The 25810-nt window shown below is 36.8% G+C and carries 27 protein-coding genes; 6 read left to right on the top strand and 21 right to left on the bottom strand.

Annotation, left to right across the window (positions count from 1 at the left end):
• Nucleotides 1-15: 15 nt before the first annotated feature.
• The 4 genes from H9635_RS14945 to adh form a co-directional block, all read right to left on the bottom strand.
• On the bottom strand, nucleotides 16-1443 hold the full coding sequence (locus tag H9635_RS14945; RefSeq protein WP_191701117.1) for an aldehyde dehydrogenase family protein: 1428 nt from the start codon (nucleotides 1441-1443) through the stop codon (nucleotides 16-18).
• 32 nt (nucleotides 1444-1475) lie between these two features.
• On the bottom strand, nucleotides 1476-2450 hold the full coding sequence (locus H9635_RS14940) for a DUF4003 family protein (protein WP_191701116.1): 975 nt from the start codon (nucleotides 2448-2450) through the stop codon (nucleotides 1476-1478).
• Nucleotides 2451-2571: 121 nt separating this feature from the next.
• Nucleotides 2572-2922 carry a DUF779 domain-containing protein gene (locus tag H9635_RS14935; RefSeq protein WP_191701115.1) on the bottom strand — a complete coding sequence of 117 codons (351 nt, stop codon included), beginning with the start codon at nucleotides 2920-2922 and terminating at the stop codon, nucleotides 2572-2574.
• Nucleotides 2923-2939: 17 nt separating this feature from the next.
• A complete protein-coding gene (gene adh, locus H9635_RS14930; protein WP_191701114.1) occupies nucleotides 2940-4466 on the bottom strand; it encodes an aldehyde dehydrogenase in 1527 nt (508 codons plus the stop codon).
• A 216-nt stretch (nucleotides 4467-4682) separates the two neighbouring features.
• Between adh and H9635_RS14925 the strand changes: the two genes are divergently transcribed.
• The 3 genes from H9635_RS14925 to H9635_RS14915 all read left to right on the top strand — a co-directional run bounded on the left by H9635_RS14925 (nucleotide 4683) and on the right by H9635_RS14915 (nucleotide 7457).
• Entirely contained in the window at nucleotides 4683-5888 is a 1206-nt protein-coding gene (locus H9635_RS14925; RefSeq protein WP_191701113.1) for a polysaccharide deacetylase family protein, read from the top strand.
• Nucleotides 5889-5972: 84 nt separating this feature from the next.
• Entirely contained in the window at nucleotides 5973-6677 is a 705-nt protein-coding gene (gene rluF, locus H9635_RS14920) for a 23S rRNA pseudouridine(2604) synthase RluF (protein ID WP_191701112.1), read from the top strand.
• Between the two features lie 54 nt (nucleotides 6678-6731).
• Nucleotides 6732-7457 (top strand): DUF6904 family protein, encoded by a 726-nt coding sequence (locus tag H9635_RS14915; RefSeq protein ID WP_191701111.1) that lies wholly within the window; start codon nucleotides 6732-6734, stop codon nucleotides 7455-7457.
• Between the two features lie 76 nt (nucleotides 7458-7533).
• Here H9635_RS14915 and H9635_RS14910 read toward each other — a convergent pair whose 3' ends face one another.
• The 8 genes from H9635_RS14910 to H9635_RS14875 form a co-directional block, all read right to left on the bottom strand.
• A complete protein-coding gene (locus tag H9635_RS14910; RefSeq protein WP_191701110.1) occupies nucleotides 7534-8241 on the bottom strand; it encodes an ABC transporter ATP-binding protein in 708 nt (235 codons plus the stop codon).
• A 1-nt stretch (nucleotide 8242) separates the two neighbouring features.
• On the bottom strand, nucleotides 8243-9016 hold the full coding sequence (locus tag H9635_RS14905; protein ID WP_191701109.1) for an ABC transporter ATP-binding protein: 774 nt from the start codon (nucleotides 9014-9016) through the stop codon (nucleotides 8243-8245).
• Nucleotides 9013-9951 (bottom strand): branched-chain amino acid ABC transporter permease, encoded by a 939-nt coding sequence (locus H9635_RS14900; protein ID WP_191701108.1) that lies wholly within the window; start codon nucleotides 9949-9951, stop codon nucleotides 9013-9015. The genes H9635_RS14905 and H9635_RS14900 overlap by 4 nt, the downstream gene beginning before the upstream one ends.
• Before the next feature lie 9 nt (nucleotides 9952-9960).
• The gene (locus H9635_RS14895; RefSeq protein ID WP_191701107.1) at nucleotides 9961-10836 is read right to left on the bottom strand and encodes a branched-chain amino acid ABC transporter permease; all 876 of its coding nucleotides are present in this window, start codon (nucleotides 10834-10836) and stop codon (nucleotides 9961-9963) included.
• A gap of 81 nt (nucleotides 10837-10917) precedes the next feature.
• Nucleotides 10918-12129, bottom strand: a complete 1212-nt coding sequence (locus H9635_RS14890; protein ID WP_191701106.1) for an ABC transporter substrate-binding protein — start codon at nucleotides 12127-12129, stop codon at nucleotides 10918-10920.
• Nucleotides 12130-12350: 221 nt separating this feature from the next.
• Nucleotides 12351-12956 (bottom strand): class I SAM-dependent methyltransferase, encoded by a 606-nt coding sequence (locus H9635_RS14885; protein WP_191701105.1) that lies wholly within the window; start codon nucleotides 12954-12956, stop codon nucleotides 12351-12353.
• A 44-nt stretch (nucleotides 12957-13000) separates the two neighbouring features.
• A complete protein-coding gene (locus H9635_RS14880; protein ID WP_191701104.1) occupies nucleotides 13001-13477 on the bottom strand; it encodes a methylated-DNA--[protein]-cysteine S-methyltransferase in 477 nt (158 codons plus the stop codon).
• Between the two features lie 101 nt (nucleotides 13478-13578).
• Complete coding sequence (locus tag H9635_RS14875; RefSeq protein ID WP_318245221.1) at nucleotides 13579-15084, bottom strand: malate:quinone oxidoreductase; 1506 nt, start codon at nucleotides 15082-15084, stop codon at nucleotides 13579-13581.
• Nucleotides 15085-15569: 485 nt separating this feature from the next.
• Between H9635_RS14875 and H9635_RS14870 the strand changes: the two genes are divergently transcribed.
• Nucleotides 15570-16418 carry a DegV family protein gene (locus H9635_RS14870; protein WP_191701102.1) on the top strand — a complete coding sequence of 283 codons (849 nt, stop codon included), beginning with the start codon at nucleotides 15570-15572 and terminating at the stop codon, nucleotides 16416-16418.
• A 52-nt stretch (nucleotides 16419-16470) separates the two neighbouring features.
• Here H9635_RS14870 and H9635_RS14865 read toward each other — a convergent pair whose 3' ends face one another.
• The gene (locus H9635_RS14865) at nucleotides 16471-16719 is read right to left on the bottom strand and encodes a hypothetical protein (RefSeq protein ID WP_191701101.1); all 249 of its coding nucleotides are present in this window, start codon (nucleotides 16717-16719) and stop codon (nucleotides 16471-16473) included.
• 102 nt (nucleotides 16720-16821) lie between these two features.
• On the opposite strand from H9635_RS14865, the gene H9635_RS14860 reads away from it, so the two are divergent.
• Nucleotides 16822-17565, top strand: a complete 744-nt coding sequence (locus tag H9635_RS14860; RefSeq protein WP_191701100.1) for a DUF2268 domain-containing protein — start codon at nucleotides 16822-16824, stop codon at nucleotides 17563-17565.
• Between the two features lie 29 nt (nucleotides 17566-17594).
• Here the strand turns inward: H9635_RS14860 and H9635_RS14855 are convergent, their stop codons facing one another.
• The 8 genes from H9635_RS14855 to H9635_RS14820 all read right to left on the bottom strand — a co-directional run bounded on the left by H9635_RS14855 (nucleotide 17595) and on the right by H9635_RS14820 (nucleotide 24995).
• Nucleotides 17595-18236, bottom strand: coding sequence for a peptidylprolyl isomerase (locus H9635_RS14855; RefSeq protein WP_191701099.1), 642 nt, complete (start codon nucleotides 18234-18236; stop codon nucleotides 17595-17597).
• Between the two features lie 148 nt (nucleotides 18237-18384).
• Nucleotides 18385-19524 (bottom strand): zinc-dependent alcohol dehydrogenase, encoded by a 1140-nt coding sequence (locus H9635_RS14850; RefSeq protein ID WP_191701098.1) that lies wholly within the window; start codon nucleotides 19522-19524, stop codon nucleotides 18385-18387.
• Nucleotides 19525-19900: 376 nt separating this feature from the next.
• A complete protein-coding gene (locus H9635_RS14845; protein ID WP_404828877.1) occupies nucleotides 19901-20416 on the bottom strand; it encodes an isoprenylcysteine carboxyl methyltransferase family protein in 516 nt (171 codons plus the stop codon).
• Nucleotide 20417: 1 nt separating this feature from the next.
• On the bottom strand, nucleotides 20418-21500 hold the full coding sequence (locus tag H9635_RS14840; protein WP_191701188.1) for a type III polyketide synthase: 1083 nt from the start codon (nucleotides 21498-21500) through the stop codon (nucleotides 20418-20420).
• A 188-nt stretch (nucleotides 21501-21688) separates the two neighbouring features.
• A complete protein-coding gene (locus tag H9635_RS14835) occupies nucleotides 21689-22024 on the bottom strand; it encodes a CotD family spore coat protein (protein ID WP_225231330.1) in 336 nt (111 codons plus the stop codon).
• Between the two features lie 147 nt (nucleotides 22025-22171).
• The gene (locus H9635_RS14830) at nucleotides 22172-22906 is read right to left on the bottom strand and encodes an HAD-IIB family hydrolase (protein ID WP_191701096.1); all 735 of its coding nucleotides are present in this window, start codon (nucleotides 22904-22906) and stop codon (nucleotides 22172-22174) included.
• The gene (locus H9635_RS14825; RefSeq protein WP_191701095.1) at nucleotides 22872-24083 is read right to left on the bottom strand and encodes a glycosyltransferase; all 1212 of its coding nucleotides are present in this window, start codon (nucleotides 24081-24083) and stop codon (nucleotides 22872-22874) included. The genes H9635_RS14830 and H9635_RS14825 overlap by 35 nt, the downstream gene beginning before the upstream one ends.
• A gap of 489 nt (nucleotides 24084-24572) precedes the next feature.
• The gene (locus H9635_RS14820; RefSeq protein WP_191701094.1) at nucleotides 24573-24995 is read right to left on the bottom strand and encodes an organic hydroperoxide resistance protein; all 423 of its coding nucleotides are present in this window, start codon (nucleotides 24993-24995) and stop codon (nucleotides 24573-24575) included.
• 191 nt (nucleotides 24996-25186) lie between these two features.
• On the opposite strand from H9635_RS14820, the gene H9635_RS14815 reads away from it, so the two are divergent.
• A complete protein-coding gene (locus H9635_RS14815; RefSeq protein ID WP_191701093.1) occupies nucleotides 25187-25768 on the top strand; it encodes a hypothetical protein in 582 nt (193 codons plus the stop codon).
• The last annotated feature ends 42 nt before the right edge of the window (nucleotides 25769-25810 follow it).

Here is a 25810-nt window from a genome sequence, read left to right as displayed (position 1 = left end):
TGCTAGTTTGAATTTTTAATATGTCAGCTTCATTGTTATAAATTTCAGCTCTGTCATTTCTTCCACAGCATACTTAATACCTTCTTTGCCATAGCCGCTATTTTTAACACCACCATATGGCATATTATCTACGCGGAATGTAGGAACATCATTAATAACTACCGTTCCTGCTTCAATCTCCTCTGCTGCTTTCATAGCATCTGTGAAAACGTTTGTATAAATACCAGCATTTAAGGCTAACTCTGATTCGTTTACGAGCGCTATTGCCTCGTCTAATGTTTCATATGGAACGATTGAAACAATAGGCGCAAAGGTTTCTTCACATACAATTTTCATATCCGGCTTCACATTTGTCATAACGGTCGGCGAACATGTACGATCCGTAAATTCCGCCCCTGTTGCAACAACCGCACCTTGTTGTTTCGCGGCTTCAATCCAATCCTTAATACGTTTTACCTCATCAGGGTGAATCATCGCACTCACATCTGTCTGTTCATCATGTGGATCTCCAACCACTAACTTTTCTGTCTCTTCAACAAACAACTTCGTGAATTGCTCATAAATTGAACTGTGAACATATACACGCTGTAGAGAAATGCAGACTTGTCCCGCAAAGCCAAATGCACCGCCTACACAACGCGCTATAATTTTTTCAATTGGTGTTGAAGGCTCTACAATTAATGCAGCATTTGAACCTAGCTCTAATGTAATTTTACGCAATCCGACCTTTTCTTTAATTTTCAGTCCAACCGCGCCACTACCAGTAAATGTAACCTTTTTCACAAGTGGGTGTGTCACAAGCGTATCGCTTAAATCGCCGCCACCACCAGTCACAATTTGAAGAGCCCCGTCAGGTAATCCAGCTTCTTTAAAAATTTCCGCCATCGCAAGCGCACTTAATGGTGTTTGTGATGCCGGTTTTAATACAACTGTATTCCCTACAGCAAAGGCCGGCCCTAACTTATGCGCCACTAAGTTAAACGGAAAGTTAAACGGTGTTATTGCAGAGACTACTCCTAATGGTACTCGTTTTGTATAACCCATTCGATCTTTAACACCAGGTGTAGCATCCATTGGAACGGTTTCACCTGTAATTTGTTTTGCCGCTTCTGCTGCGAATTGATACGTAGTAATCGTACGATCTAATTCGGTAAGCCCTGCTGATAAAGGTTTTGCCGCTTCATCTGCTAAAATTTTTGCAAGTTCAAATTTACGGTCACGCATAATTGCCGCAACTTTATATAAAATCTCTGCACGTTCATATGCTGTTGTCCTCTTAAATGACAGAAACGCTTTATGAGCCCCTTCAATCGCTCTTTCCACATCAGCCACAGAGGCTTTTGCAACTTTCGCAATTATTTTTCCCGTATAGGGAGCTGTTAGTTCACTTAACTCAGCTGTACTTTCCCATTTGCCATTAATCCATAATTTTGTTTCTTTCATAATTAATCCCTCCTCTATATTATTTACCCGATTTAAATAAATATATCGAGAATATCCAATGCTAAAAAAAATGTCATATCATTAATGAAATTACTCATATCAACTGCTTGCATAAAAAGTAGACTATCATTAAAATCAGCTAATTGATTGTTTTCTATTAAGCTATGCAGTATATAGTGGGTTGCCGTTATTAACGCATATTCTTCTTCCCTTGCAAACATAGATAGACTCTTTAATTCCTGGGATAGCTCAATAATTTCATCCACTACTTCAGAGGTTGCAGCTACTAAAGCGAGCAAGGCCAAATATGGATAAAACTTCTTCCCTACCTTTACCTTTTTGTTAGTAAATGATTGTTTAATCGCAACAGTATATTCGATTAAAGTAGGCTGAAACTCCTCTTGATATAGTGCCAAAAGCTGGGTCATCGCCTGTAATGAATCACCAATTTTAAAACCTTCTTTCTGCAAGCCATCATAATATTGCCGCATCGTTTCAGCCAAAGTTCCATAATTACTGGACTGATTCGTTAATAATACTGCGTAGGGAATGTCATCTTTGCCAGTTAAAAAATAGTGATGTTTTTTCATTTCTGTATGTAACTTCTTTGCTCGAAATGCATGATCTTCATCTGTTAAAAATAACGCAGCTATATTTTGATAGGCACTATTTTTAAATCCGGCCTTTATTAGCAACTTTTCATTTGAGATTAAGCGTTTCAGCTCTTGCTCAGGTTCTGGATGTAATACAAGATGCACTAAAATTCTATAAGTCAATGCAGATATATTATTGGATGGTGATAAAATATCGAGCAACTTTTTCTTTGGTTTTTGCTTATGTATTTTTTTAACACTATCCTCAAATTTTGATCCATTAAATGTTTCACGTGAAAATGTAAACTGATTAGCTAAAGGTATTCGAATATTACTGGTTTCATTTGTCCCGAAAAAGAGCTCCATCCGCTCATAATTTTGGCTAAGCAATTGAATAAAAGATGACTTTTCCATATCTTCACACTCCTAACCATTATTATACGCCTAAATATTTGAGGTGAAAAATAATGCATTTGTTTGTAAAAAAAAGTAAACACCAATGGAAATCCATCAGCGTTTACTCTTCACATTATCCTTAAAGCTGTTCAAGCTCTTCTTTTGTAAATGCACGTGATCTTGACAAAAAGCGTTTTCCCTCGACACCTTCCAATGAAAACATCCCGCCCCGTCCAGCTACAACATCAATTATAATTTGGGTATGCTTCCAATAATCATATTGATTTTTATGCATATAAAACGGACTATCCCCAATATGGCCGAGCAGCACATCCTGATTACCAATTATTAAATCGCCATCTGGATAGCACATTGGCGATGAGCCATCACAACACCCTCCCGATTGATGAAACATAATCGGTCCATGACGTTCCTTTAACTTCTCAATTAATTGTAGTGCTGCATCGGTTGCGGTTACACGTTCAACCAAAATCGCACCCCCCTCTCTTAGAAGAAGCCTAAGCGGTTTTCATCATAGCTTACTAAAAGATTTTTCGTTTGTTGGTAATGACTTAACATCATTTTATGATTTTCACGACCGATACCACTCATTTTGTACCCACCAAATGCTGCATGGGCCGGATATGCATGATAGCAATTGGTCCATACACGTCCAGCTTCAATACCACGTCCAAAGCGATAGGCAGTATTCATATCACGCGTCCACACACCCGCGCCTAAGCCATAAAGTGTATCATTTGCGATTTCTAAAGCTTCTTCTTTCGTTTTAAACGTTGTTACTGCAACGACTGGACCAAAAATTTCTTCTTGGAAAATACGCATTTTATTATGACCTTTAAATACAGTTGGCTTAATATAGTAACCGTTTGCATAATCGCCGCCAAGATCATTTTTCTCGCCACCGATTAAGCATTCAGCACCTTCTTCTTTTCCAATTTGTAAATACGATTGGATTTTTTCCATTTGCTCTGAAGAAGCCTGAGCACCCATCATTGTATCTGTATCTAAAGGATTTCCTGTTTTAATCGCTTCAACACGTTTCAATACACGATCCATGAATTTCTCATAAATCGACTCTTGAATAAGTGCACGAGATGGACAAGTACATACTTCCCCTTGGTTTAAAGCGAACAATACGAAACCTTCCACGGCTTTGTCCAAAAAGGCATCGTCTGCCTCCATAATATCTTCAAAGAATATATTTGGTGATTTACCACCTAACTCTAATGTAACAGGGATTAAGTTTTGTGAAGCATACTGCATAATGAGGCGCCCTGTCGTCGTTTCCCCTGTAAAGGCAATTTTTCCGATACGTGGACTAGATGCCAGTGGCTTACCTGCTTCTAAACCAAAACCATTCACAACATTCACTACACCAGGTGGCAGTAAATCTTCAATTAACTCAACTAACACTAAAATCGATGTTGGCGTTTGCTCAGCCGGCTTTAATACAACACAGTTTCCTGCAGCAAGTGCTGGCGCCAACTTCCATATTGCCATAAGTAAAGGGAAGTTCCACGGTATAATTTGTCCTACAACTCCGATTGGCTCATGGAAATGATAAGCAACTGTATTATCATCAATCTGACTAATCGATCCCTCTTGTGCACGTAATACCCCCGCAAAATATCGGAAATGATCAATACCAAGTGGTAAATCTGCATTTAATGTTTCCCGTACAGCTTTACCATTGTCCCATGTTTCTGCAACCGCTAACATTTCTAAGTTTTGTTCCATACGATCAGCAATCTTCAGTAAAATGTTTGATCGCTCTGCGGCAGATGTCTTACCCCATGCATCCTTTGCTGCATGCGCTGCATCTAATGCGAGTTCGATATCCTCTTCAGTTGAACGAGCAACTTGCGTAAAAACTTTTCCAGTAACCGGTGTTATATTGTCAAAATACTCCCCTTTTACTGGAGGTGTCCATTTACCACCAATAAAGTTGTCATAGCGCTCCTTAAAATTCACTAATGCGCCATCTGTGTTAGGATTGTGATACACTGCTGCCATTGAATTCTCTCCCCTTTGCAAAAATTGTTGTGACCATACCCTCATCTACAGGTTTTTTATTTAATAGCTCACCTTGTTGTGAGAGGTATCTCTAACTATTATATTGTCAGAAGAATCCAATAATTTCAAATATTAAACTACAATTTTAAGAATATTTTATTTTAAATATTCTGCTATACTGGTAATTATTACTATCAACCAAAAGGAAGTAGACAAATGAAACATTTTAGTACACTTTTTATTTTATTGTTTTTATCATTTATCTTTCCAAATGTTACATACGCTTCGGCACAAGAAACAGTAAAAATAGAAAAGGATACAACGGCCTATTTTTATTTGCATAATAACCAAGAAGTAAAATACATTACTTTAAAAAAAGGGGAAACATACCTCGCTACTATAGAGGATCTAACCTGGATGATCGAAATTGGCAATGCAAAGGTTCATATCGATAAACAAGATGCGAAAAGCATAAATGAAAAAATTACTCCTGCGCAAAACAATAATAAATTACAGATTTTAACCAATGACTCCACACCCGTTTATAATTCCCATCGCAATAGTAGTAGACAAATTGCTACATTAAGCGCTAATACACGTATTAGCTCCAATGGCGTAAAAGGCTATTTTTATGAGGTTGTTATTGGTGGAAAGCTTGGATATGTTCCTATTAAAAAAATGCAGGTTGACGCTGGTGTTCCTATTTTAATTTATCACCACTTTGTGGAAAACATTCAAAAATCCTACTTCCGTAATAATATCTCTGTTGTTGATATTGTAGACTTTGAACAGCAAATGACATTTTTGAAAAATGAAGGCTATACGACTATTTCTTTAAAGGATTTAGACCAGTGGATGCAAAAAAAGCAGGCTCTTCCTGCAAAAGCAGTCGCCCTAACTTTCGATGATGCTAATTTATCACTGGAGAAAATGGTCTATCCCATTTTAAAGGAAAACAATATGCATGGTACTACCTTTGTCATTGGGAATCGGGTAAAAGAAGAAACTCCCCCATTTAACAGTGAGGCAGAAATAGTACAATTTGCAGGATTTAAAGAACTCCACAGTGTAATGGACCTTATTGAAATCGAGCATCATACTTATGCGCTGCATGTTTACAATGATGCATTAAAGAGAAGTCAGCTCCAGCTTACATCAGCTAAAGATCTGCATTACGATATCCAGCAAACGAATGAAGTACTAAAGCAAATTGACCCTAATATACAAGCACAGTACTATTCTTATCCATACGGGAAATTTAATAAAAATCATGAAGCTACATTTATAGAAAATAATATTTCGCTAGCATTTTTAAATAAGGGTGGTAAAGCAAAAATAACGAGCCCTCGGTTATATGTACCCCGGATTCCTGTTCAAAATTCTATGCCACTCGAACAATTTAAATCATTCGTTCTGAATTAATGTGAATAATTTAAAACAACGTGAGACGAATTTATAAGTCATTTCATGTATACTGAAGATATTCTATTAGTAGGTGAAAAAATTATGCGTATAAATAAATATTTAGCAGAAACCGGCATCGTATCTCGTCGCGGTGCAGATAAATGGGTAGAAGATGGACGTGTAAAGATAAATGGCATCCTTGCAACAAATGGTAGCCAAGTAGAACCAGGTGACGAAGTATTTGTAGATGGCATACTTGTAAAAAGAGAAGAGCAGTTAGTGTATATCGTTCTGAACAAGCCTGTTGGCATTACAAGTACTACGGAAAAGCATATTCAAGGCAATGTCGTTGATTTTGTAAACCATCCATTGCGTATTTTCCATATTGGTCGTTTAGACAAAGACTCAGAAGGATTGCTCCTTCTTACAAACGATGGTGACATTGTAAACGAAATTTTACGTGCAGAAAATCATCATGAAAAAGAGTATGTCGTACAAGTCGATAAACCGATTACCGACAAATTCATTAAAGACATGAGCGCAGGTGTGGAAATTTTGGATACTACGACATTACCTTGCCGTGTCGAAAAAGTTTCTTCACAAGTTTTCAAAATTATTTTGGAGCAAGGTTTAAACCGCCAAATTCGTCGTATGTGCTCGGCACTGGGATATTCTGTACAAAGACTTCAACGCATCCGTATCATGAATATTCATATTGGAAATCTAAAGGTTGGACAATGGCGTGATCTTACGGAAAAAGAAAAAAATGAACTATTCAAATTACTGAATTATACACCAAAACAATAAGTAATCCTCTCCCTTAACCGGGAGAGCTGCTTACTAGGCATAGGAGGCATCGTTATGCTAACAATACAGCCAACTGAGAACTTAACAGGATTAACGGTAAGTGGGGACTATTGGGATTTGGATAATTTAATACATGCAGTTTACGAGGTCATCGGGGAAGAAAAGCGCTATTTCCATTATGAAGGTGTAAGGCAACGATTATTAGCCGTTTGCTTAAAGTTACGCCAAGCTTCTAAAGGGGAACATGGCATTGATTATATTTCAAATGGGATAAATAAAAATGTGCTGAAGAAGATACATGCAATTTATCCTGAAAAAAATATTTATTACAGTGTGCCTTTATTTGTCCCTGAGCTCATTTTTTCTGCGCTTGCATTAAATGATTTCATTTCACTTTATAAAGAAACAGTAGATGATTCGGAGTGGAGTATGGCGGTAACTACAGTTCGCAAGTTCCAGGCACTTGTAGCCGAATCCATCTCTTCATTTTTTCCAGAGGACCATTATATGTTGTTTTTAACAACGTTACATACGAAGTCACCACTGTTTCATCAGTATGCCCCACAGTATGTGGATATATTGAATCTGGAGTATCTTTCATTATCTAAAGAAGAACGCGAAAAACATATAAATTCATTTGCATTGCGTCTTTTAACAGAAGACGAGACTTATAAAGTATTAATTCAGCAGCTTTTAGATGTAACAAGCTTATCAAAGCAATCTTTCTATGAAGTAGAGCTGACATTAAAGTATCCAGATGAAGAAGCGATTATTTGGTAGCAATAGTTTACATACTTACATATAAAGAAGGCTGGTTAAAAGTCAATTATACTTTTAACCAGCCTTCTTTCAGTTTTTATAATCCACCTAAATAAGCGGCTCTTACTTCATCACTTTCCTGCAGTTCCTTCGCAGAACCTGCAAGCACTATTTTACCTGTTTCTAAAACATAGGCACGGTGCGCAACAGATAATGCCATATTCGCATTTTGCTCTACTAGTAATACAGTAACACCTTCTTTATTAACCATCTCGATAATATTAAATATATTTTTTACCATTAATGGTGCCAAGCCCATTGATGGCTCATCCATAATGATTAGTTTTGGCTTAGCCATTAAAGCGCGCCCCATCGCAAGCATTTGCTGCTCACCACCTGAAAGGGTCCCTGAAAGCTGTTTACGACGTTCTAAAAGACGAGGAAACAATTCATAAACATGGGCCAAATCCTTTTTAATTCCGTCTCGATCAGAGCGTAAATAAGCACCTAGCTCCAAATTTTCCTCTACCGACATATTTGAAAATACACGTCTTCCTTCCGGTACATGAGAAATTCCTGACTTTACAATAGATTGTGCCGGCTTACCATCAATTGCAGAACCTAAATATTCAATTGAGCCACGCTTTGGCTTTAGTAATCCGGAAATTGTTTTAAGTAAAGTGCTTTTCCCTGCCCCATTCGCCCCAATTAATGTAACAATTTCACCTTCATTTACTTCGAGGGAGATTCCTTTTAATGCCTGAATATTACCATAGAAAACATCAATATCATTGATTTTTAGCATATTATTCTGTAACCTCCTCACCTAAGTAAGCTTCAATTACTTTCGGGTTTGAACGAATTTCTGCAGGTGTCCCGTTTGCAATTAATTGACCGTGATCCAGCACGTAAATACGCTCACAAATACCCATAACCAAGTTCATATCATGTTCGATTAATAAAATCGTTAAATCAAATTCCTTGCGGATGAACGCAATAAGCTCCATTAAATCATGTGTTTCCTTTGCATTCATTCCAGCTGCTGGCTCATCTAATAATAATAGCTTTGGAGCTGCTGCCAATGCACGAGCAATTTCCAAACGACGTTGCATCCCGTACGGCAAGTTTTTTGCAAGCTCATCACGGTAAACATCCAGCCCGAATATCTTTAAAAAAGCCAATGACTCCTCTTCCATCTTCTCCTCGCCTTTAAAATGGCTTGGTAAGCGGAAAATGCTTGAAACTAAGTTGTGCTTCGCTAAACCGTGGTTTGCCACCTTTACATTATCCAGGACCGATAACTCCTTAAATAGGCGGATATTTTGGAATGTACGACTAATTCCTTGGCGTGTTACTTTATATGGATCAAGGCCTCCTATTGATTTGCCATCAAACATAATCTTTCCTTCTGTTGGCGAATAAACACCCGTTAGCATATTAAATGTCGTTGTCTTACCTGCTCCATTTGGACCTATAAGACCGATTAATTCACCTTGATTCATGTACAATTCAACGTTTTGAACAGCCTTTAATCCACCAAATTGAATACCTAAATTCTCTACGGTTAGAAGTGCACTCATACGCGTGTACCTCCCTTTTTACCAAACTTAAAGTATGCTGTAATTTCTTTTGAACCTAATAATCCCGTCGGACGATATAACATAACTAGAATTAGAATTAATGAATAAATAATCATTCGTGTCTCCGGGAAGTCCTGTAAATACGTTGAAACGACGGTTAATAAAATCGCAGCAATTACAGATCCTGATAAACTTCCTAACCCGCCTAAAACGACGAATATTAAAATATCAAAGGATTTTAAAAATCCAAATGCAGTTGGCTGAATTATATAGTAGTTATGGGCGTAAATTGCACCCGCAACTCCAGCAAAAAATGACCCAATTGCAAATGCGACTACTTTGTAATAGGTCGTGTTAATTCCCATTGCATCAGCAGCAATTTCATCTTCCCGTATGGATATACATGCGCGACCATGCCGGGAATTCGTGAAGTTGGAAATGACTAAAATAGTTATGAATACGCCAAAGAATGCATATGTCCACGTTGATTGGTGGGTCACTTGCAAACCTGCAGCTCCTCCTACATAGTCCGTATTAACAAATACAATTCGAATAATCTCCGCAAATCCGAGCGTTGCAATGGCTAAGTAGTCCCCTTTTAAACGAAGAGATGGAATTCCAACCAATAGTCCAGCCAGTGCGGCAACAATTGCACCAATTAAAATTGCTGTAATAAATGGCATGCCAAACTTCATTGTACAAATTGCCGATATGTAAGCACCGACTGCTAAAAATCCTGCATGCCCTATCGAAAATTGACCTGTAACCCCGATTATGACATGTAAACTAACTGCTAAAATAATATTAATACACATTGCGATAAACATATTTTGATAGTAGTTCTGAATAACACCATTTGAGATTAATAATTGAACAACTGCATAAATAACAAGTGCTAGGACGGCATAACCCCAAAAGATTTTTGATTTTTTCATGCTGTTCACCTACACTTTCTCGCGTGTATTTTTACCGAAAATACCCGCTGGACGTAAAATTAGAATTAAAATAAGAATGACGAATGCGGCTGCATCCCGCCATAAAGAATAGCCTAGTGCAGAAACAACGGTTTCTACTACTCCAAGAAAAAGACCGCCTACCATCGCCCCTGGAATAATTCCTATACCGCCTAAAACGGCTGCGATAAATGCCTTAATTCCCGGCATAATCCCCATTAATGGGTCGATACGAGTATAGTAAATACCAAAAATTACACCGGCTGCTCCTGCTAAAGCAGAACCAATGGCGAATGTTGCAGATATTGTATTGTCAACGTTAATACCCATTAAGCGGGCTGCATCAGCGTCATGTGATACTGCACGCATCGCTTTTCCGATTTTCGTCTTGTGAACAATGAATTGTAGGAGAAGCATTAAAAAGATCGATACAGACAAAATGAATATGGCTAGTGTGCTAATTTGAACACCAAAAATTTCAATATTCTTCGTTGTAAACACTGTCGGATATGCCTCTGGAGACGATCCACGGAAGAAAATTACTGTGTACTCAATTAACAGTGATACCCCAATGGCCGTTATAAGTGCTGCTATACGCGTCGCATTTCGCAGTCTCTTATAGGCGACACGCTCAATAATTACTCCGATAACGGCACATAAAATCATTGCTAAAATAAGGGCTAAAAATATGTTCATTTCCCAACGCGCAATTGCATAAAAACCAATAAAGGCACCTAGCATAAAAACGTCACCATGGGCAAAGTTGATTAATTTAATAATCCCATAAACCATCGTATAGCCTAAAGCGATGAGCGCATAAATACTACCTAGCGAAATCCCGTTCACTAATTGTTGAATCCACTCCATAAAGTTCACTTCCTTTTCAACTATTAACTATGAAAATACGAAAAAGGGAGGCAAGTTCCGCCCCCCCTTACTTGAAAAAAATTAAGGATTAACTTTAGAGTTGAACTGTTGTTTACCGTCTACGAATTCTAGAACTGTAGCTGATTTTACTGGGTTGTGGTTTTCGTCAACTGTGAAAGTACCTGTTACTAAACTTAAATCTTTCGTTGATGCTAGCTGTTTTTGAACTGCTTCACTCGTAACATCTCCATCTACACGTTTAATAGCATCTACGATAAAGTAAATTGAATCATAACCTAAAGCGTGGAATGCATTAGGCGCCTGACTATATTTATCATTGAAGGCTTTAACGAAATCCTGAATTTTTGCATCTGGATCTTCAGATGAATAGTGATTTGTAATGAAAGTATTATTTAAAGCATCCGCTCCGGCTAATTCGATTAATTTAGGAGAGTCCCAACCGTCAGCGCCCATTAATGGAACGGTAATACCTGCTTCACGTGCTTGCTTTACGATTATTCCAACCTCTTCGTAATATCCAGGAATGAAGATGAAGTCAGGATTTTTCCCTTTAATGTTCGTTAATTGAGATTTAAAGTCAACATCCTTTGCAACATACGCCTCTTCAGTAACAACTGTACCGCCGTTTGCTGTAATTGTTTCTTTGAATGATGCAGCTAAACCTTTCGCATAATCAGATGCATTATCCGCAAAAATTGCTACATTTTTAGCACCTAATTCATTTGTCGCAAAGTTTGCTGCTACTGTACCTTGGAATGGATCGATGAAACATGTACGGAATGCATATTCATTTACTGTTCCGTCATCATTCACTGTTACATTCGGAGCTGTACCTGATCCAGTAACCATCGGAACTTTATGGTTATTTGCAATTTGCACAGTTGCAACAGAGTTACCAGAAGTTGCAGGCGCTAACATTGCCACTACTTTTTCCTGCTCCGCTAGCTTAATCGCTGCAGATGTTGCCTCAGCTGTTTCTGATTTATTGTCGATAGGAATATATTCAATTTGCTTACCATCAATACCACCTGATGCATTGATTTCATCAATTGCTAATTTTGCTCCATCATTAATAGATGACCCGTAAGAACCAACCGCACCGGATAATTCTAAGTTTGCACCAATTTTTATAGTTTCCCCTACTGTATTGCCACTTCCACTTGAACCAGAAGAACCGGAATCATCAGTTCCACATCCTGCTAAAAGCCCAGTTAATAGTGCTGTTGCCATGAATAATGACCCGTACTTTTTTGTTTTGTTGTGCTTTGCCATTATTATTTCCCCCTTAGTAAACTTGAAATATTTGATATTTCAGATAATTATACTCAATCTTTCAAGTTCCTACAATCTAATTTTTAAATATTCAGAATAGATGTCATTGCAATAAAATTCTCATTTATTCCAACTTCTGTATTGTATACGATACTAAATTATTAGTCTAGTGTGATTTTTCTGTAAATTTTGTATATTTAAAGACTATAAAAAAACCGTCATTATTCGTTCATAAGACGAAAAACGACGATTCGTTCATTTTCATTTTTTTCATGTCGGAGTTTTATATTTAAATAACATTCCAGCATTTTTTCTTCTAGTAAAAAATGCATATAGTCAGGGGAAGGGTAATATAAAATTATATCAATAGTTCGTGGATATAATTTGAATGACTTAAAAAGGAGATTAATAAATTCGCGAAAAACATGAATGGAAAAAGGATTGAAAAAGAAAAAAACATTATCCTGCTTTTTAATTTCGTATGTTTCTGCAATGATGTTCAAAAATTGAATAGGTGCTTTCTTCTTTTTGATTTTTTTCAAGTATTGCTCGGCATTATGTTCGGCTTCTGCAAAGAATTTTTGATCCATTTCAATCCCTATGACAGGAATACGGAAACGATTGTATATATAAATCGGGACACGGCCTTTCCCACAGCCAATATCGAGGAATCGAGCATTCAATGGCATTTCATATGTTTCAAATAATTGTTCAAGCCCACTATATGGGGTCGGTTCATAGCGATGATATTTTGCTAACTTTGGAAACCCATACTGAAAGCCTGCCGTTTGAATATTTAATAACTTATCATATTGTTGCTCGTTCATTAATTCACCTCATATCTTACTACTTATTATACCAATATATTTTATCACGATAAAATATATTGATGTTTTAACTCATGATTCAGCAACCATTCTTTACGCCATAAACCTCCTGCATATCCTGTCAGCTTACCATTTGCTCCTATAATTCTATGGCAAGGGACGATAATACATATCCTATTTCTGCTATTAGTCATACCGACAGCACGTACCGCTTTAACATTTTCTATTTGCTGGGCAATTTCTTTATATGAAGCAGTTTGACCGTATTGTATGTTTTTTAATGCTTCCCATACGGAAATTTGAAAAGCTGTACCTTCAAGTTTATAAAATACAGAGAACTCTAGACGTTGCCCGCTAAAATATTCATCTAACTCTTTATAGCAATCTAGTAATAGCGCAGGTGTGTCAATCTTTTGTAAAAACTGAATTTCTCTTTCCACAAATAATACCGATGAAATAAATTGTTCTGTACCGACTATCTCAATAACTCCTATCGGTGAAGCATAATCCAACTTATGCATAGTGTTTCTCCCCTTCCCTTATCTTTGTACTATAGCGCATTTACGAGAATGAAAAAAGAACCTTTAATCTGACATTGATTAAAGGTTCTCTCTATTATTAATTATGCTTTTTGTAAACCTAATGCTTTAGTTGTTGTTTCATGTATTTCTTTAAGAAGTGCTGTATTTTCAACAAGGTTTTCGCCGTAAGAAGGAATCATCTCTTTAATCTTAGGCTCCCAAGTTTTTAATTCTTCTGGGAAACATTGTTTGATTACTTTTAACATTACAGATACCGCTGTAGAAGCACCTGGAGATGCACCTAGTAAAGCTGCAATTGATCCGTCGTGTGCAGTTACTACTTCCGTACCAAATTGTAATGTACCTTTACCAGCGTCTGTGTCTTTAATAACTTGAACACGTTGACCTGCAACACTGATTTCCCAGTCTTCTGACTTAGCAGTAGGAATGAATTGACGTAATTCCTCCATACGTGCTTCTTTTGAAAGAACTAACTGAGAAACTAAATATTTGCTCAATGACATTTCTTTCACACCACAAGCAAGTAATGTAAATAAGTTATGCGGTTTAATTGAAGCAAATAAGTCCATGTTTGAACCAGTTTTTAAGAACTTCGGAGAGAAGCCTGCAAACGGTCCGAATAATAATGACTTTTGACCATCGATATAACGAGTATCTAAGTGAGGTACTGACATCGGTGGTGCACCTACTGCTGCTTTACCGTATACTTTTGCATGGTGTTGATTAATAATTTCTTCGTTTTTACAAACTAGGAATAAACCTGAAATTGGGAACCCACCGATATGTTTTGATTCGGGAATGCCAGACTTTTGCAGTAACTCTAAGCTACCGCCTCCAGCTCCTAAGAACACAAATTTCGACGTATGGTATTCTACTTTACCGTTTTCCTTGTTATGGACTTTTACTTCCCAAGAACCGTCTTTTAAACGTTTAACGTCAGTAACATTATGATTGTAGTTTACGTCTACATCTTGTTTTTGTAAGTTTGCGATTAAAGTACGAGTTAACGCACCAAAGTTCACATCCGTACCAGAGTCAATTTTAGTTGCAGCAATTGGCTCATTTGATTTACGTTCATTCATAATTAATGGAATCCACTGTTTTAATGTTTCAGGATCATCAGAGAACTCCATACCTTCGAATAATGGGTTAGCAGTCATTGCTGCATGACGCTTTTTAAGATACTCAACATTGTTAGCACCTTGTACCATACTCATATGTGGTAATGGCATAATGAAATTTTCTGGTTTTTCGATTTGCTTTGTGTTAACTAAATGCGACCAAAATTGTAGTGAATCTTGGAATTGTGTGTTAACGTTAATCGCTTTTGTAATATCGATTGTTCCGTCTTTTTTCTCGCTTGTGTAGTTAAGCTCACATAAAGCTGCATGCCCAGTTCCGGCATTGTTTAATTCGTGAGAGCTCTCCTCACCTGCTTTTGCTAAATTCTCAAATACTTTGATTTTCCAATCTGGTGCTAATTCTTTAAGCATTGTACCTAAAGTTGCACTCATAATTCCGGCACCAATTAAGATAACGTCTGATTTAATATGCTTGTTACTCATTTTTACCTTCCCTTTATATATATTAAGATTTTTAGAATAATGTAAGCGCTCTAATTTACTATCGACAATCTAAAAAAGGAGGCGGGTCCATTCATTCTAGATCTGTTATTACCTTATTGTAGTGTAACACAATTGCGAAAAGATTAAAATATATACAGATTGCTGTAAGTACGCATATGAAAAGGTTGACATTTGCGAGAAGACTTTTAACATTTTTAAGCAATTTACGTATTAGAGGAATATAAATTATTTTTATTTTCTAACAATTACAGAGTATTTTTTTCAATATTTTTAAGTTATATTTATTAAGAATGTTCTTTTCCTTCTATTATATACTTGCGAAGCTTCGATAAATTATTAGAATATTTTGTAAGAATGTAAATCATCATTCTTTGCATATAATAGAGAAATAGGATAAATATTATGAGCAAGACATGACAAATATAAATAGTTCAATACAGAAATTCAAGTTAAAATTAAATTTGAATGAGATTAGGGGGATGTTTATGAAAATTTTTGCAGATAGTGGATCGGACTTATCTAAATCATTTTTTGATAAGGAAGATGTTCATCTTTTCCCACTACGTGTATTAGTAAGAGGCGTTGAGTACGATGATATTATTGGCATTTCGACAGACCAAGTATACGCTGCCATTAGTGAAGGTGAACAACCAAAAACATCACAAGTTTCATTGGAAGTTTTTTTAAACACATTTGAACAATTAGCAAAATCAGGAGAGGAAGGTATCTATTTAGCCTTCTCATCAGAGTTGTCAGGTACATGCCAAACAGCTATACTCGCAAAAAACCAAGTACTAGAAAATTATCCTAACTTGAAATTAGCTATTATTGATACAAAGTGTGCTTCCTTCGGCTTAGGTTTAGTTGTGAAAGAGGCAGTTCGATTAAATAAATTGGGTATCGGATTTGAAGAAGCGGTAGATCAACTAAAAGCTATGGCAAATTCAATGGAGCATTTGTTTACTGTTGGGGATTTAAATTATTTGGCAAAAGGTGGGCGTGTTTCGAAATCAAGTGCTTTTATGGGTGGGTTACTAAACATCAAACCGATCCTAAATATGGAAGATGGTAAGCTAATCCCGCTTGAAAAAACACGTGGATTTAAAAAAGCTACACAACGAATGATTGCACTGATGAAAGATCGCGGTGGCGACTTTACAAATAAAGTCGTTGGTATTTCACATAGTAATGATGAAGAATTAATGCACGAAGTAAAGGCTGCCATTCAAGATGCCCTACAACCTAAGGCAATTGAAACGACAACAATCGGGGCTGTCATTGGGGCACATGTTGGGCGTGGCACTATCGCCATTTTCTTCACAAATAACAAATAAAATACTCAAAGAAAGCTGTCTGGAAGTTAATCCAAGACAGCTTTTTTTCATTCTATATGAAGAATAGTCCTGCTAATGCGATTCCAGTAATTGCTCCTAATGCAATACCATAGCCAAAGCCGGCACCAGGCCCAAAGCCCCAAAAGCCTATACCATACCCATTATTATCAGGCATAATCCAAACTTGTCGATTGTCGACCTTTGTAATCCGGCCAACATGAGTATTTCCGCAATTATCGGATATTCTCACCCGCTTACCTTGATATTGACAGCATAAATTATATGCATCTTGTGGATTCATCAGTGTACCTCCCTTCCATACTTTTTTCTACTATATGTTCAGGCTTTAAGCACATACGAGCCTATCGTCTAAGTCATACACTAAAAGAAAAAGGAGGACATCATGCCAATTCTCGATACAAAAATGTTATTTGAAAAAAACGATCAACGCGAACAACTTGCCTATCACTCTGTACAGTCTATTTTTCCTCAGCAACCACCCGAGGCTGTTCAATTTGAGTTGTTACAACAAGGTCTTCTTCAAAATGGCGAATTGCCCTTAACATTAGATTTTTGGCACATCGCTGAGAGATTATTTGAACAACTTATGCTTGCATGGGATGGACCGGATGTACCCATTGCTATTTTGCCCATTAAAAATGGCTTTGTAAAAAATGGCGTCGCCTACCCATTCGGTATTTGTTTATTTATTTCTTCAAGGATTACGATAAAGGAGCTACATGCCTTACTTGCGCATGAATATCACCACATTTGTAGGCGACGCTTCATTTCAGAACCTCCTACATTACTTGATTCTGTAATTATGGAAGGGTTAGCGGAGCATGCAGTTGAAAGCTTATTTGGGGAGTACGCTATAAGTTCATGGACGAAGCGTTATTCTATGGAAGAAGCCATTAGCTATTGGAATTCCCATTTTGCCCCTGCCCTGCATATACGGGGGTTACATGAACATAGAGCTTATTTGTTTGGAGATATTGCTTTAAACCTACCGCCTTGGATTGGCTACTGTATAGGTTATCGAATTGTAGAAGCCTTTCAAGAAAACGAGGGATTTCATGATATCAATCAACTATTAATATTACCTTCTGAATACTTAATAGCTGCCGCAAAATTTAAAAAGAAGTGACCGACTAAAATTAACCGGTCACTTCTTTCCTATTTTTGTACAACTGGCTCGGGATAATCAAAGCCTTTCGTATCTACTTCTACAGTTTTCATTATTTGATTTTCTTTAGGTTTATCGCTACCATCCCGCTCAACTGCAACGATTTTATCGACAACTTCCATCCCTTCAATGACTTTACCAAAAGATGCATAATCGCCATCTAAATGAGTTGCCGCCTCAACCATAATAAAGAACTGAGAACCTGCTGAATCCGGCTGTTGTGTACGAGCCATTGATAAAACACCACGCTCATGTGTCAGTGTATTTTCAAATCCATTTGATGAAAATTCCCCTTTAATTGAATAGTCGGGGCCTCCCATACCTGTTCCGTCTGGGTCTCCACCTTGTACCATAAATCCTGGAATGACCCGATGAAAAATAAGTCCATCATAAAATCCTTCTTCTACAAGAGAAATAAAGTTAGCCACAGTATTTGGTGCAGTTTTCGGCTCTAATTCAATAACGATTTTCTCATCATTTTCCATCGTAATTGTCACAATTGGATTTTCTGTTATAGCAGCTGTGTAGTCTTCCGCGCTTCCTTGCTCGGTATTATCTGTTGTTTCAGTACCACATGCAGCTAACCCTAGCATTAAAATGGCCATAAAAAACATCCAATAAAATTTCTTCATTAACATATTCACTCCTTTTCCAACATAATCCCATCATACTATGGAAGCATGAAAAAGAGCATCAATTCGTCTATAGTTTTTATATAAAAATCACCTAATCATTGCTATAGCAACAATTAGGTGATTCATCAATTAGAGAGCTCTTTATTTAAGGTTTTAATATAAACTTAATGCTTTGATCTTCGTGATCGTGGAACTTTTGATAGGCTTCACTTGCTTCAGATAATGGCACTTTATGCGTAATAATCTCTGTTGGATCAATCTTTCCTTCGGCAACCATTTCATACAGCATAGGACTATAATGAATTGCAGGTGCTTGACCCATTTTCACCGTTACATTGCGCTCAAATATATTGCCTAATGGGAACATGTTGTACTTTGAACCATATACACCTGTAAGCTGAATTGTACCAAACTTTCTAACAGCTTTTATCCCTACATCAATCGCACTCAATGTTCCGCCTTGCAATTTCAGTTTTTGCTGTGCCTTCTCTACAAGCGACATTTTACCGTCCATCCCTACACAGTCAATTACTACATCTGCTCCTCCATGTGTAATTTCATGAAGGTGATTTCCTACATCGTCAAAATCATCAAAGTTAAATATTTCAACATTATTTATTCGTTTTGCATGGTCTAGACGATATGAAAGAGGATCTACTACTAATACACGTTTAGCACCTTTCATCCACGCAAATTTTTGTACCATTAATCCAATCGGTCCTGAGCCTAATACAATAACTGTATCGCCCTTTTTCACTCCTGCATGCTCTACACTCCAATAGGCAGTCGGCAATACATCCGATATAAACAGTAATGCCTCATCTTCTAGTTCACAGTTGTCTGGTACTTTAAATGGTATGAAGTTTCCGTACGGTACACGGAGGTATTCCGCCTGTCCACCTGGGAAATTGCCGTAGCGCTCTGTATAGCCAAAATAGGCACCCGAATCAATAGCTGGATTTTCATTGGCATTGTCACATTGGCTTTCCAACTGATTTTGGCAGTAGAAGCATTCACCGCATGCAACATTAAAAGGAATAACAACTCGGTCTCCTTTTTTTACTTTCGTCACATCAGGTCCGACTTCTTCCACGATTCCCATCGGTTCATGTCCAATAACAAAATCTTCTCTAGTTGGGATTGCCCCACGATAAATATGGAGATCTGATCCGCATATTGCCGTAGAGGTAATACGTACAATAATGTCATCTGGCTTTTCAATTTTTGCATCAGGAACTTCTTTTACTTCTACTTTTTTGGCACCTTGGTACGTTACTGCTTTCAAAAAGACCCCTCCTGTTGGATAAAGTATTAGATTTGAACTTCAACAAAGTCAATCTGTAAGTTATTTACCCTGATGTCAAAAAATTATACATAAAATAAAAAATGAGCCTGGGACAAAACGAAAAACATCTATTTTTTCAAAGAAAAAATAGATGTTTTTCTGCTTCTGCCAGAATTGATTTCCATTACGGGGACGCTTTCCGGGGGCACGGCCTGAGCCTGTAGTCTCAGGCGTCGCGCTGTTTCCCCAGGAGTCGCCCCTTCACTCCAATCAACTCATATAATATCAATTTCTTAATAAGAGTATTTCCCTTATAAAAAGAAATTTCTACTTATGTCCCAGCCTCTTGATTGTTACCGCTTTTTTAAATTTTGGTTTATTGGGAACCATAGTCTGTTACTTCTTTTAAAGCTTTTTCCTCTAAAGGAATACGGATGGAGAGAATAATCAAATTTAAAATAGTAAAGCAGATTGCTGTAAAATATGCTTGGAACATGAGTGGAATTACAGCGATTTCCAAACAGACAACTAAGTAATTTGGATGTCTAATATATGAATAGGGACCTTTAACAACAACATTGGCTCCAGGTAAGATTATAATTTTTGTATTCCAAAATGGACCTAGTGACGCTAAACACCATACTCTTAGTAATTGTAGTAACAAAAAGATGAACAATAAAATATAATGTGGTGTAAGTTGTCCTGTAAAGTAGATTACCTCTACTATAAGGCTTACAAAGAAACTCACGTGGAGTAAAATCATGAATGGATAATGGGAAGCACCAACCTCATATGCCCCCTTCGCCAACATAGATTTCTCATTTCTTTTGGCTATAAGCAGTTCGACTAATCTTTGTATAATAATAAAAGCTAGTACTAAATAAAAAAACAGTTTACTCCCTCCATTCTAATAAAACTACTTCTCCACTAAAGCCGGGACCTAGAGCTACTAACAGACCCAGTGTGTTTTGCTTATTTTTCTTTAACATATATTCCTCTAATACATAAAGTACCGTTGGCGATGACATGTTTCCATTAGCCTGTAATATTTCACGTGAAACATTTGTATGCTCTGATGTGAGCTGAAGTGCCTCTTCATATGCTTGCAAAACTTTTTTTCCACCAGGATGTGCAACAAAATTATCGATTTGCTCGGGTAAAACGTCATGATTATTTAAAAACTCATGAATAAACGGACCTAGCCATTTTGAAATAATCACGGGTATGTTTTTGGAAAATACTACATGTAATCCACTATTTTTAACATCCCAACCCATTACATCTTCAGAATCCGGCATCCATTTGGAGCCTCGTCCAATAATATGAGGGACTGATATATCCTGACCAAACTCTACATTGTCCCCACATACGAGAGCACAAGCAGCACCATCTGCAAATAACGATGCTCCTACTAAATTACTTTTTGAATAGTCTTCCTTTTGGAACGTGAGGCTGCATAGTTCCACACAAACTACGAGCACTTTTGCATCTGGATAAGCTTTGCAGTAATCAAACGCTCTACTAATTCCCGATGCTCCACCAGCACAACCTAATCCCCATATTGGGATTCTAACAAGCTGATTTGAAAATGGTAGGATATTCATTACTCGCGCCTCTATACTTGGCGTAGAAATGCCTGTACTACTAATAAAGAATATGGCATCGATATCTTCAGTAGAAATATCCTCTTTTAAAAACGATCGATTTGTTAAACATTTCTTAATTACTTCCACACTATATTCTGTAGCTAACTGAATATAAAGCTCATTACGTTCTTCAAAAGTATGTTCTTCTCGATACCAATCTGGTGGAACACAGAAATTACGTGTCTTTATTTCACCATTTTCAAAAACCTTTAATAAACGATCTAGTCTTGAAATCTTATGTTGAAAAAGCTCTTTCGTTAGTTGCTCAATATTAGATTGAGCTAACGTGAATGGCGGTTTATATGAACTAACTGAAGCGATTTTTGGAATAATAATTTCTCCTTATATGAGTTATTTTCTTTCAATGTATTTATAAAGTAAATAAAATATACAAAATATGGTGGAATTTATACAACTGAAAATAATAGCACTATCCTCTATTTGGACGGTGCTATTATATATTTTTCAATAAACATTAAATGTCTTATACGACGTTTACTTTTGGAGTGAAGTTTTAATTACCAACCTCTACGTTTTGAACAGCCGCATCCGCCCGGTCTAAATGGTGTTCCACACATTGTATGTGTTTCATAGCATTCATGTCTTACGGATTCCGTATGTGGGAAATAATGCTGATTATTAATGTATTGTTGGTTAACCGTTGTTAAATGAGATGGATGAACATGTGGCACCACCATATTCGTTACATTTCTTTGAACATAATGTCTTGTAGGTGACATTTGCGGTGATCCAAATTGAGTAGGAGCTGTTTGGACCGGTAGTTGTTGCCCAAAACCTTGGAACGCTTGAACGCTTTCATCATCAAATGATTCAAACCAGTTTCTATTAACCAATTATATCCTCCTTCCATAATGTTGATGTTTCTTTACTAACGTATGAAAGGATTCAATTGAGACCTATTTAATTGCCTATAGTTCAAAATAATTTTTTAATGAAAGAAACTACTAACTGCTCTAACTGCTTGTCACCTATTATTTAATCTACTGAGGTAATGGACCGTATATTTTAGTCCATACTTCCTTAACGCCAGCTGCTGCATGTTCAGTAGCAAAATGGATATGCTGTGATTCTGGCAGCTTTAAAATAGCGTCACAAGCATTTCCAACTGCAATGGCTGGATAGCCGAGTTTGAATAAACTGAGATCATTTTCGGAATCACCAGCTACAACAACCTTTCCTTCATATTGGCACTTTTTAAGTATATATGTGAGGGCAGACCCTTTATTAATATTAGCAGGAAGTATATCTACGTCTTTGTCACTGCTAAACACAATATCCACTGCCAAATTAAGCTGTTGGACTGTTTTTTTAAGTATTTGAACTTGCTTACTCTCTGCAAAATAAGCAAGACGCCATGGGGTATTTATAGGCTGCCGTGCAATTCCAATAGATGTGGCTATTGTTTTAACCTGTTCAAAATCATTTTGCTTAATATTGCGTGCCCAATCTTCGTCAAGCTCATAGTTTGGACCAACATAAATAGAAGCGCCAACATCGCATATTAAAATATCCGGTTTTGGCAGTTGTTCACGCTCAATTAAATCCATCGCGGACTGCTTATATCTTCCTGTAATATATATAAGAGATGTATTTTCCAGTGCTAACGTTTCCCAAAGATCTTTGTGGGATACCTTTTCACTAACAATTGTATTATCTAAATCTGTTGCTAAAATACGAGGTTTAAGGTAGGGATACGTAGGCATTTTTACGTTCATACAGCTCCTTTACTTTGCGGGAAATAAGCGTCCAGTTAAATTCTCTTTTTGCATATTCCTTAGCATCACGACGCATTTTTAATACTTGCTGAGAATTCTTTAAGAAATAGACCATGCTTTCACTTAACTTTTGCATATTGGCTTTTGGAATATGGAATCCTGTTACGCCTGATTTAACAACGTCTTTTAATCCACCCACATGTGTCGCAATTACCGGACAACCACATGCCTGAGCTTCTGCTGCTACCATTCCAAAAGATTCATAATGAGATGGCATAATCGTAACTAATGCACCTGCATAAAGACTTTTTAACTGTTTCTCGGTTTTTGGGCCGAGGAATAGCACGCGATCTTCCATTCCTTTTATTGCTTCTTTTAGCCTTTCGCTTTTTGGACTAAAATTATTTAAATCAACCGATTCTGGACAGCCCCCTGCAATAAGTAGCTTCACATTATCTGGTACATCGTTCTTTTTTAACATATGTCGGTATGCATTTAAAAGATCAAAAATTCCTTTTGATGTTTCGAGACGCCCCGCATAAAAATAATATGGAAATGTAAATTGTTTCGTATCTTCTGATGCCGCTAAATAAACCGGTGATACTCCCACCGGCACAACAGATACTTCGCTTACATGTTTTGTGAAAACTTCAATTTGTTTTTTCTCGTTTGGAGTTGTAGCGAGGACAACATCGGCTTTTTGCATAATTATCTTTTCAAAATGCTTGCGCTTTTGATCAATAAATCCTGTACCTTGCTCTTTTGCAATTGCAAGTGAATGATTTGTGTGGCACCAGTAGAAAGAATATTCTTTTTGGAGATAATATGCGAGTACACCGGATAACCAGTAATGAGTATGAACAACGTCATAGCTGCTTAAATCTAATGTCTCTTTCATTTCTTCATAAATGCTAGGTAGTATAGCAAACATCTGCTGCTTATCAACAAAGCCTTTTTGACCTCCAGCAAATCTGTACACTTTACTACGCTCTCCCAGCTGTTCAACAGCCGGCTTTTGTTCATTGCTCCAATGGGTAACAATATCTACACTATACCCAAGCTCATCAAGCTGCAATGCTAAATGTTTCACATAATTATTCTGTCCGCCTGCCTGTTTACTTCCAAGCGGAATTAAAGGATCGCCATGATCAGAAATAAATAGTATTTTTTGCTTCAAATGAATCGCATCCTTTCGTTCTTAAGCAGCAAATCCGAGCTGTAATACTTTACTGCTGTCTTGCTGTTATTCAATGAAATGACGGTTACTTTCATAAGAATACTGTTTTTAGCTAGGCTGATTTCCATTCTTTAAGCTTCGCTTGATTCCTACTTTTGTACAAAAGTATCCTAACCCTATCTAGCAAGTACTCTAATAGAATATGGTTTTACGTTTAACCGTTTTTTCCACACCTAAAAAAGCGCTCCTCTATTTATTAGGAACATTTGTCAGAAATTTAGAGTCAATTATCCTATTCCCTAAATTACACAGCATTAAACTAAATATTCACATAAAATTATTAAAAGCGTAAATTTGATCTTAAAAATCATTAAGTAATAGGGTAAGGAGAACCGATTATTTAGAGAATTTTTTTTAAGAAAAGTAAAAGGATTTTAGAATTAAAAAAAGCTATTCTGAGCATAGCTTTAACAGAATAGCTAACTAATTTTAAATAACTTCCAGCGTTACCTCAATATTCTTTCTAGTGGCTTTTGAATAAGGACATACTTCATGTGCTTTATATACAAGCTCTTCTAATTTTTCACGCTCAATACCTGTCCCTTTTACTTGTAAAACAACGCCAAGTTTAAAACCTTGATCCTGTTCGTCCTTTAACAGACTAACATTAGCTGTCACTTCAGAGGTAAACTTGATACGGGCTTTACTTGCTGTTGATTGGAGAGCACTATCAAAACAAGCGGCATACCCAGCGGCAAATAATTGTTCCGGATTTGTTGCATTTTCAATCTTCTTTGCACGTGGTGTACCTGGCATCGCTGTATCGAAATGGATTACTCCATCTTCAGATTGTACTTTCCCTTCTCTACCCCCTGATGCAGTAGCAGTAGAAGTAAATAATTTTTCAGACATTACACTTCAACACCTCTCCATTATGATTACAACGTATCTCTACCCTCTTTTTCTTTTTTCATGCATTTATTATTTCTTTTATTTATGGATTGTTGAATCAGGAGTGATTAAAAGAGAGCGCTTGCTTATGTTTTGGAAAATTAGTGAGGGGTAACAACATATAAGTATTTATAGGGAGGGTATAGAATATTATGTTCGGAATATCTGACCTTATCTCACTTATCATTTCTGCATTTATTATATTGCCTGTTGTTGTATTTCTTCGGGAAATGGGCTATATAATTGTAAGTTGGCTTTTTGGTGTAAAAGAACCAAGATTAACAATCGGATCTGGACCAAGATTTATGAAACTTGGGATGTTCGATATTCGTAAAAACTATCATATTTATAGTTGGTTTTCGTATGATGAGTTGAAATATGAAAGCAAGTTTTCCTATATTTGTATTTATTCAGGTCCTATACTAATTAATCTCTTCTTAGGTCTTACAATCAACTTTTTAATTGCCAATGGCTGGGCAGAAGAATACAAAACATTTTGGGATCGCTTTGTTTTTTATGCCTTTTATTATGTACTATTTGATATAGTCCCAATGGTTACGTTTAACGGCAAGCCTAATAACGGTATGATTATTTATCAAATGATTAGGTATGGGAAACGTATCGATTCAAGTAAAGAACCCTTTCTTCCAGCAACTTCAGATGTAGAGAAAGAATATCAAGAGTATATGAAGAAATATGAGGAAAGTAAAAAACAAGAAAAAGAAAAACCGTGACTACAGGAATATTAGAAGAGCCACGACACATAAAAAAATGCA

It is taken from the genome of Solibacillus faecavium, from assembly GCF_014836905.1.
In the GTDB taxonomy this organism is placed as follows: domain Bacteria; phylum Bacillota; class Bacilli; order Bacillales_A; family Planococcaceae; genus Solibacillus; species Solibacillus faecavium.
This window is presented reverse-complemented; position numbering and strand designations above follow the sequence as displayed.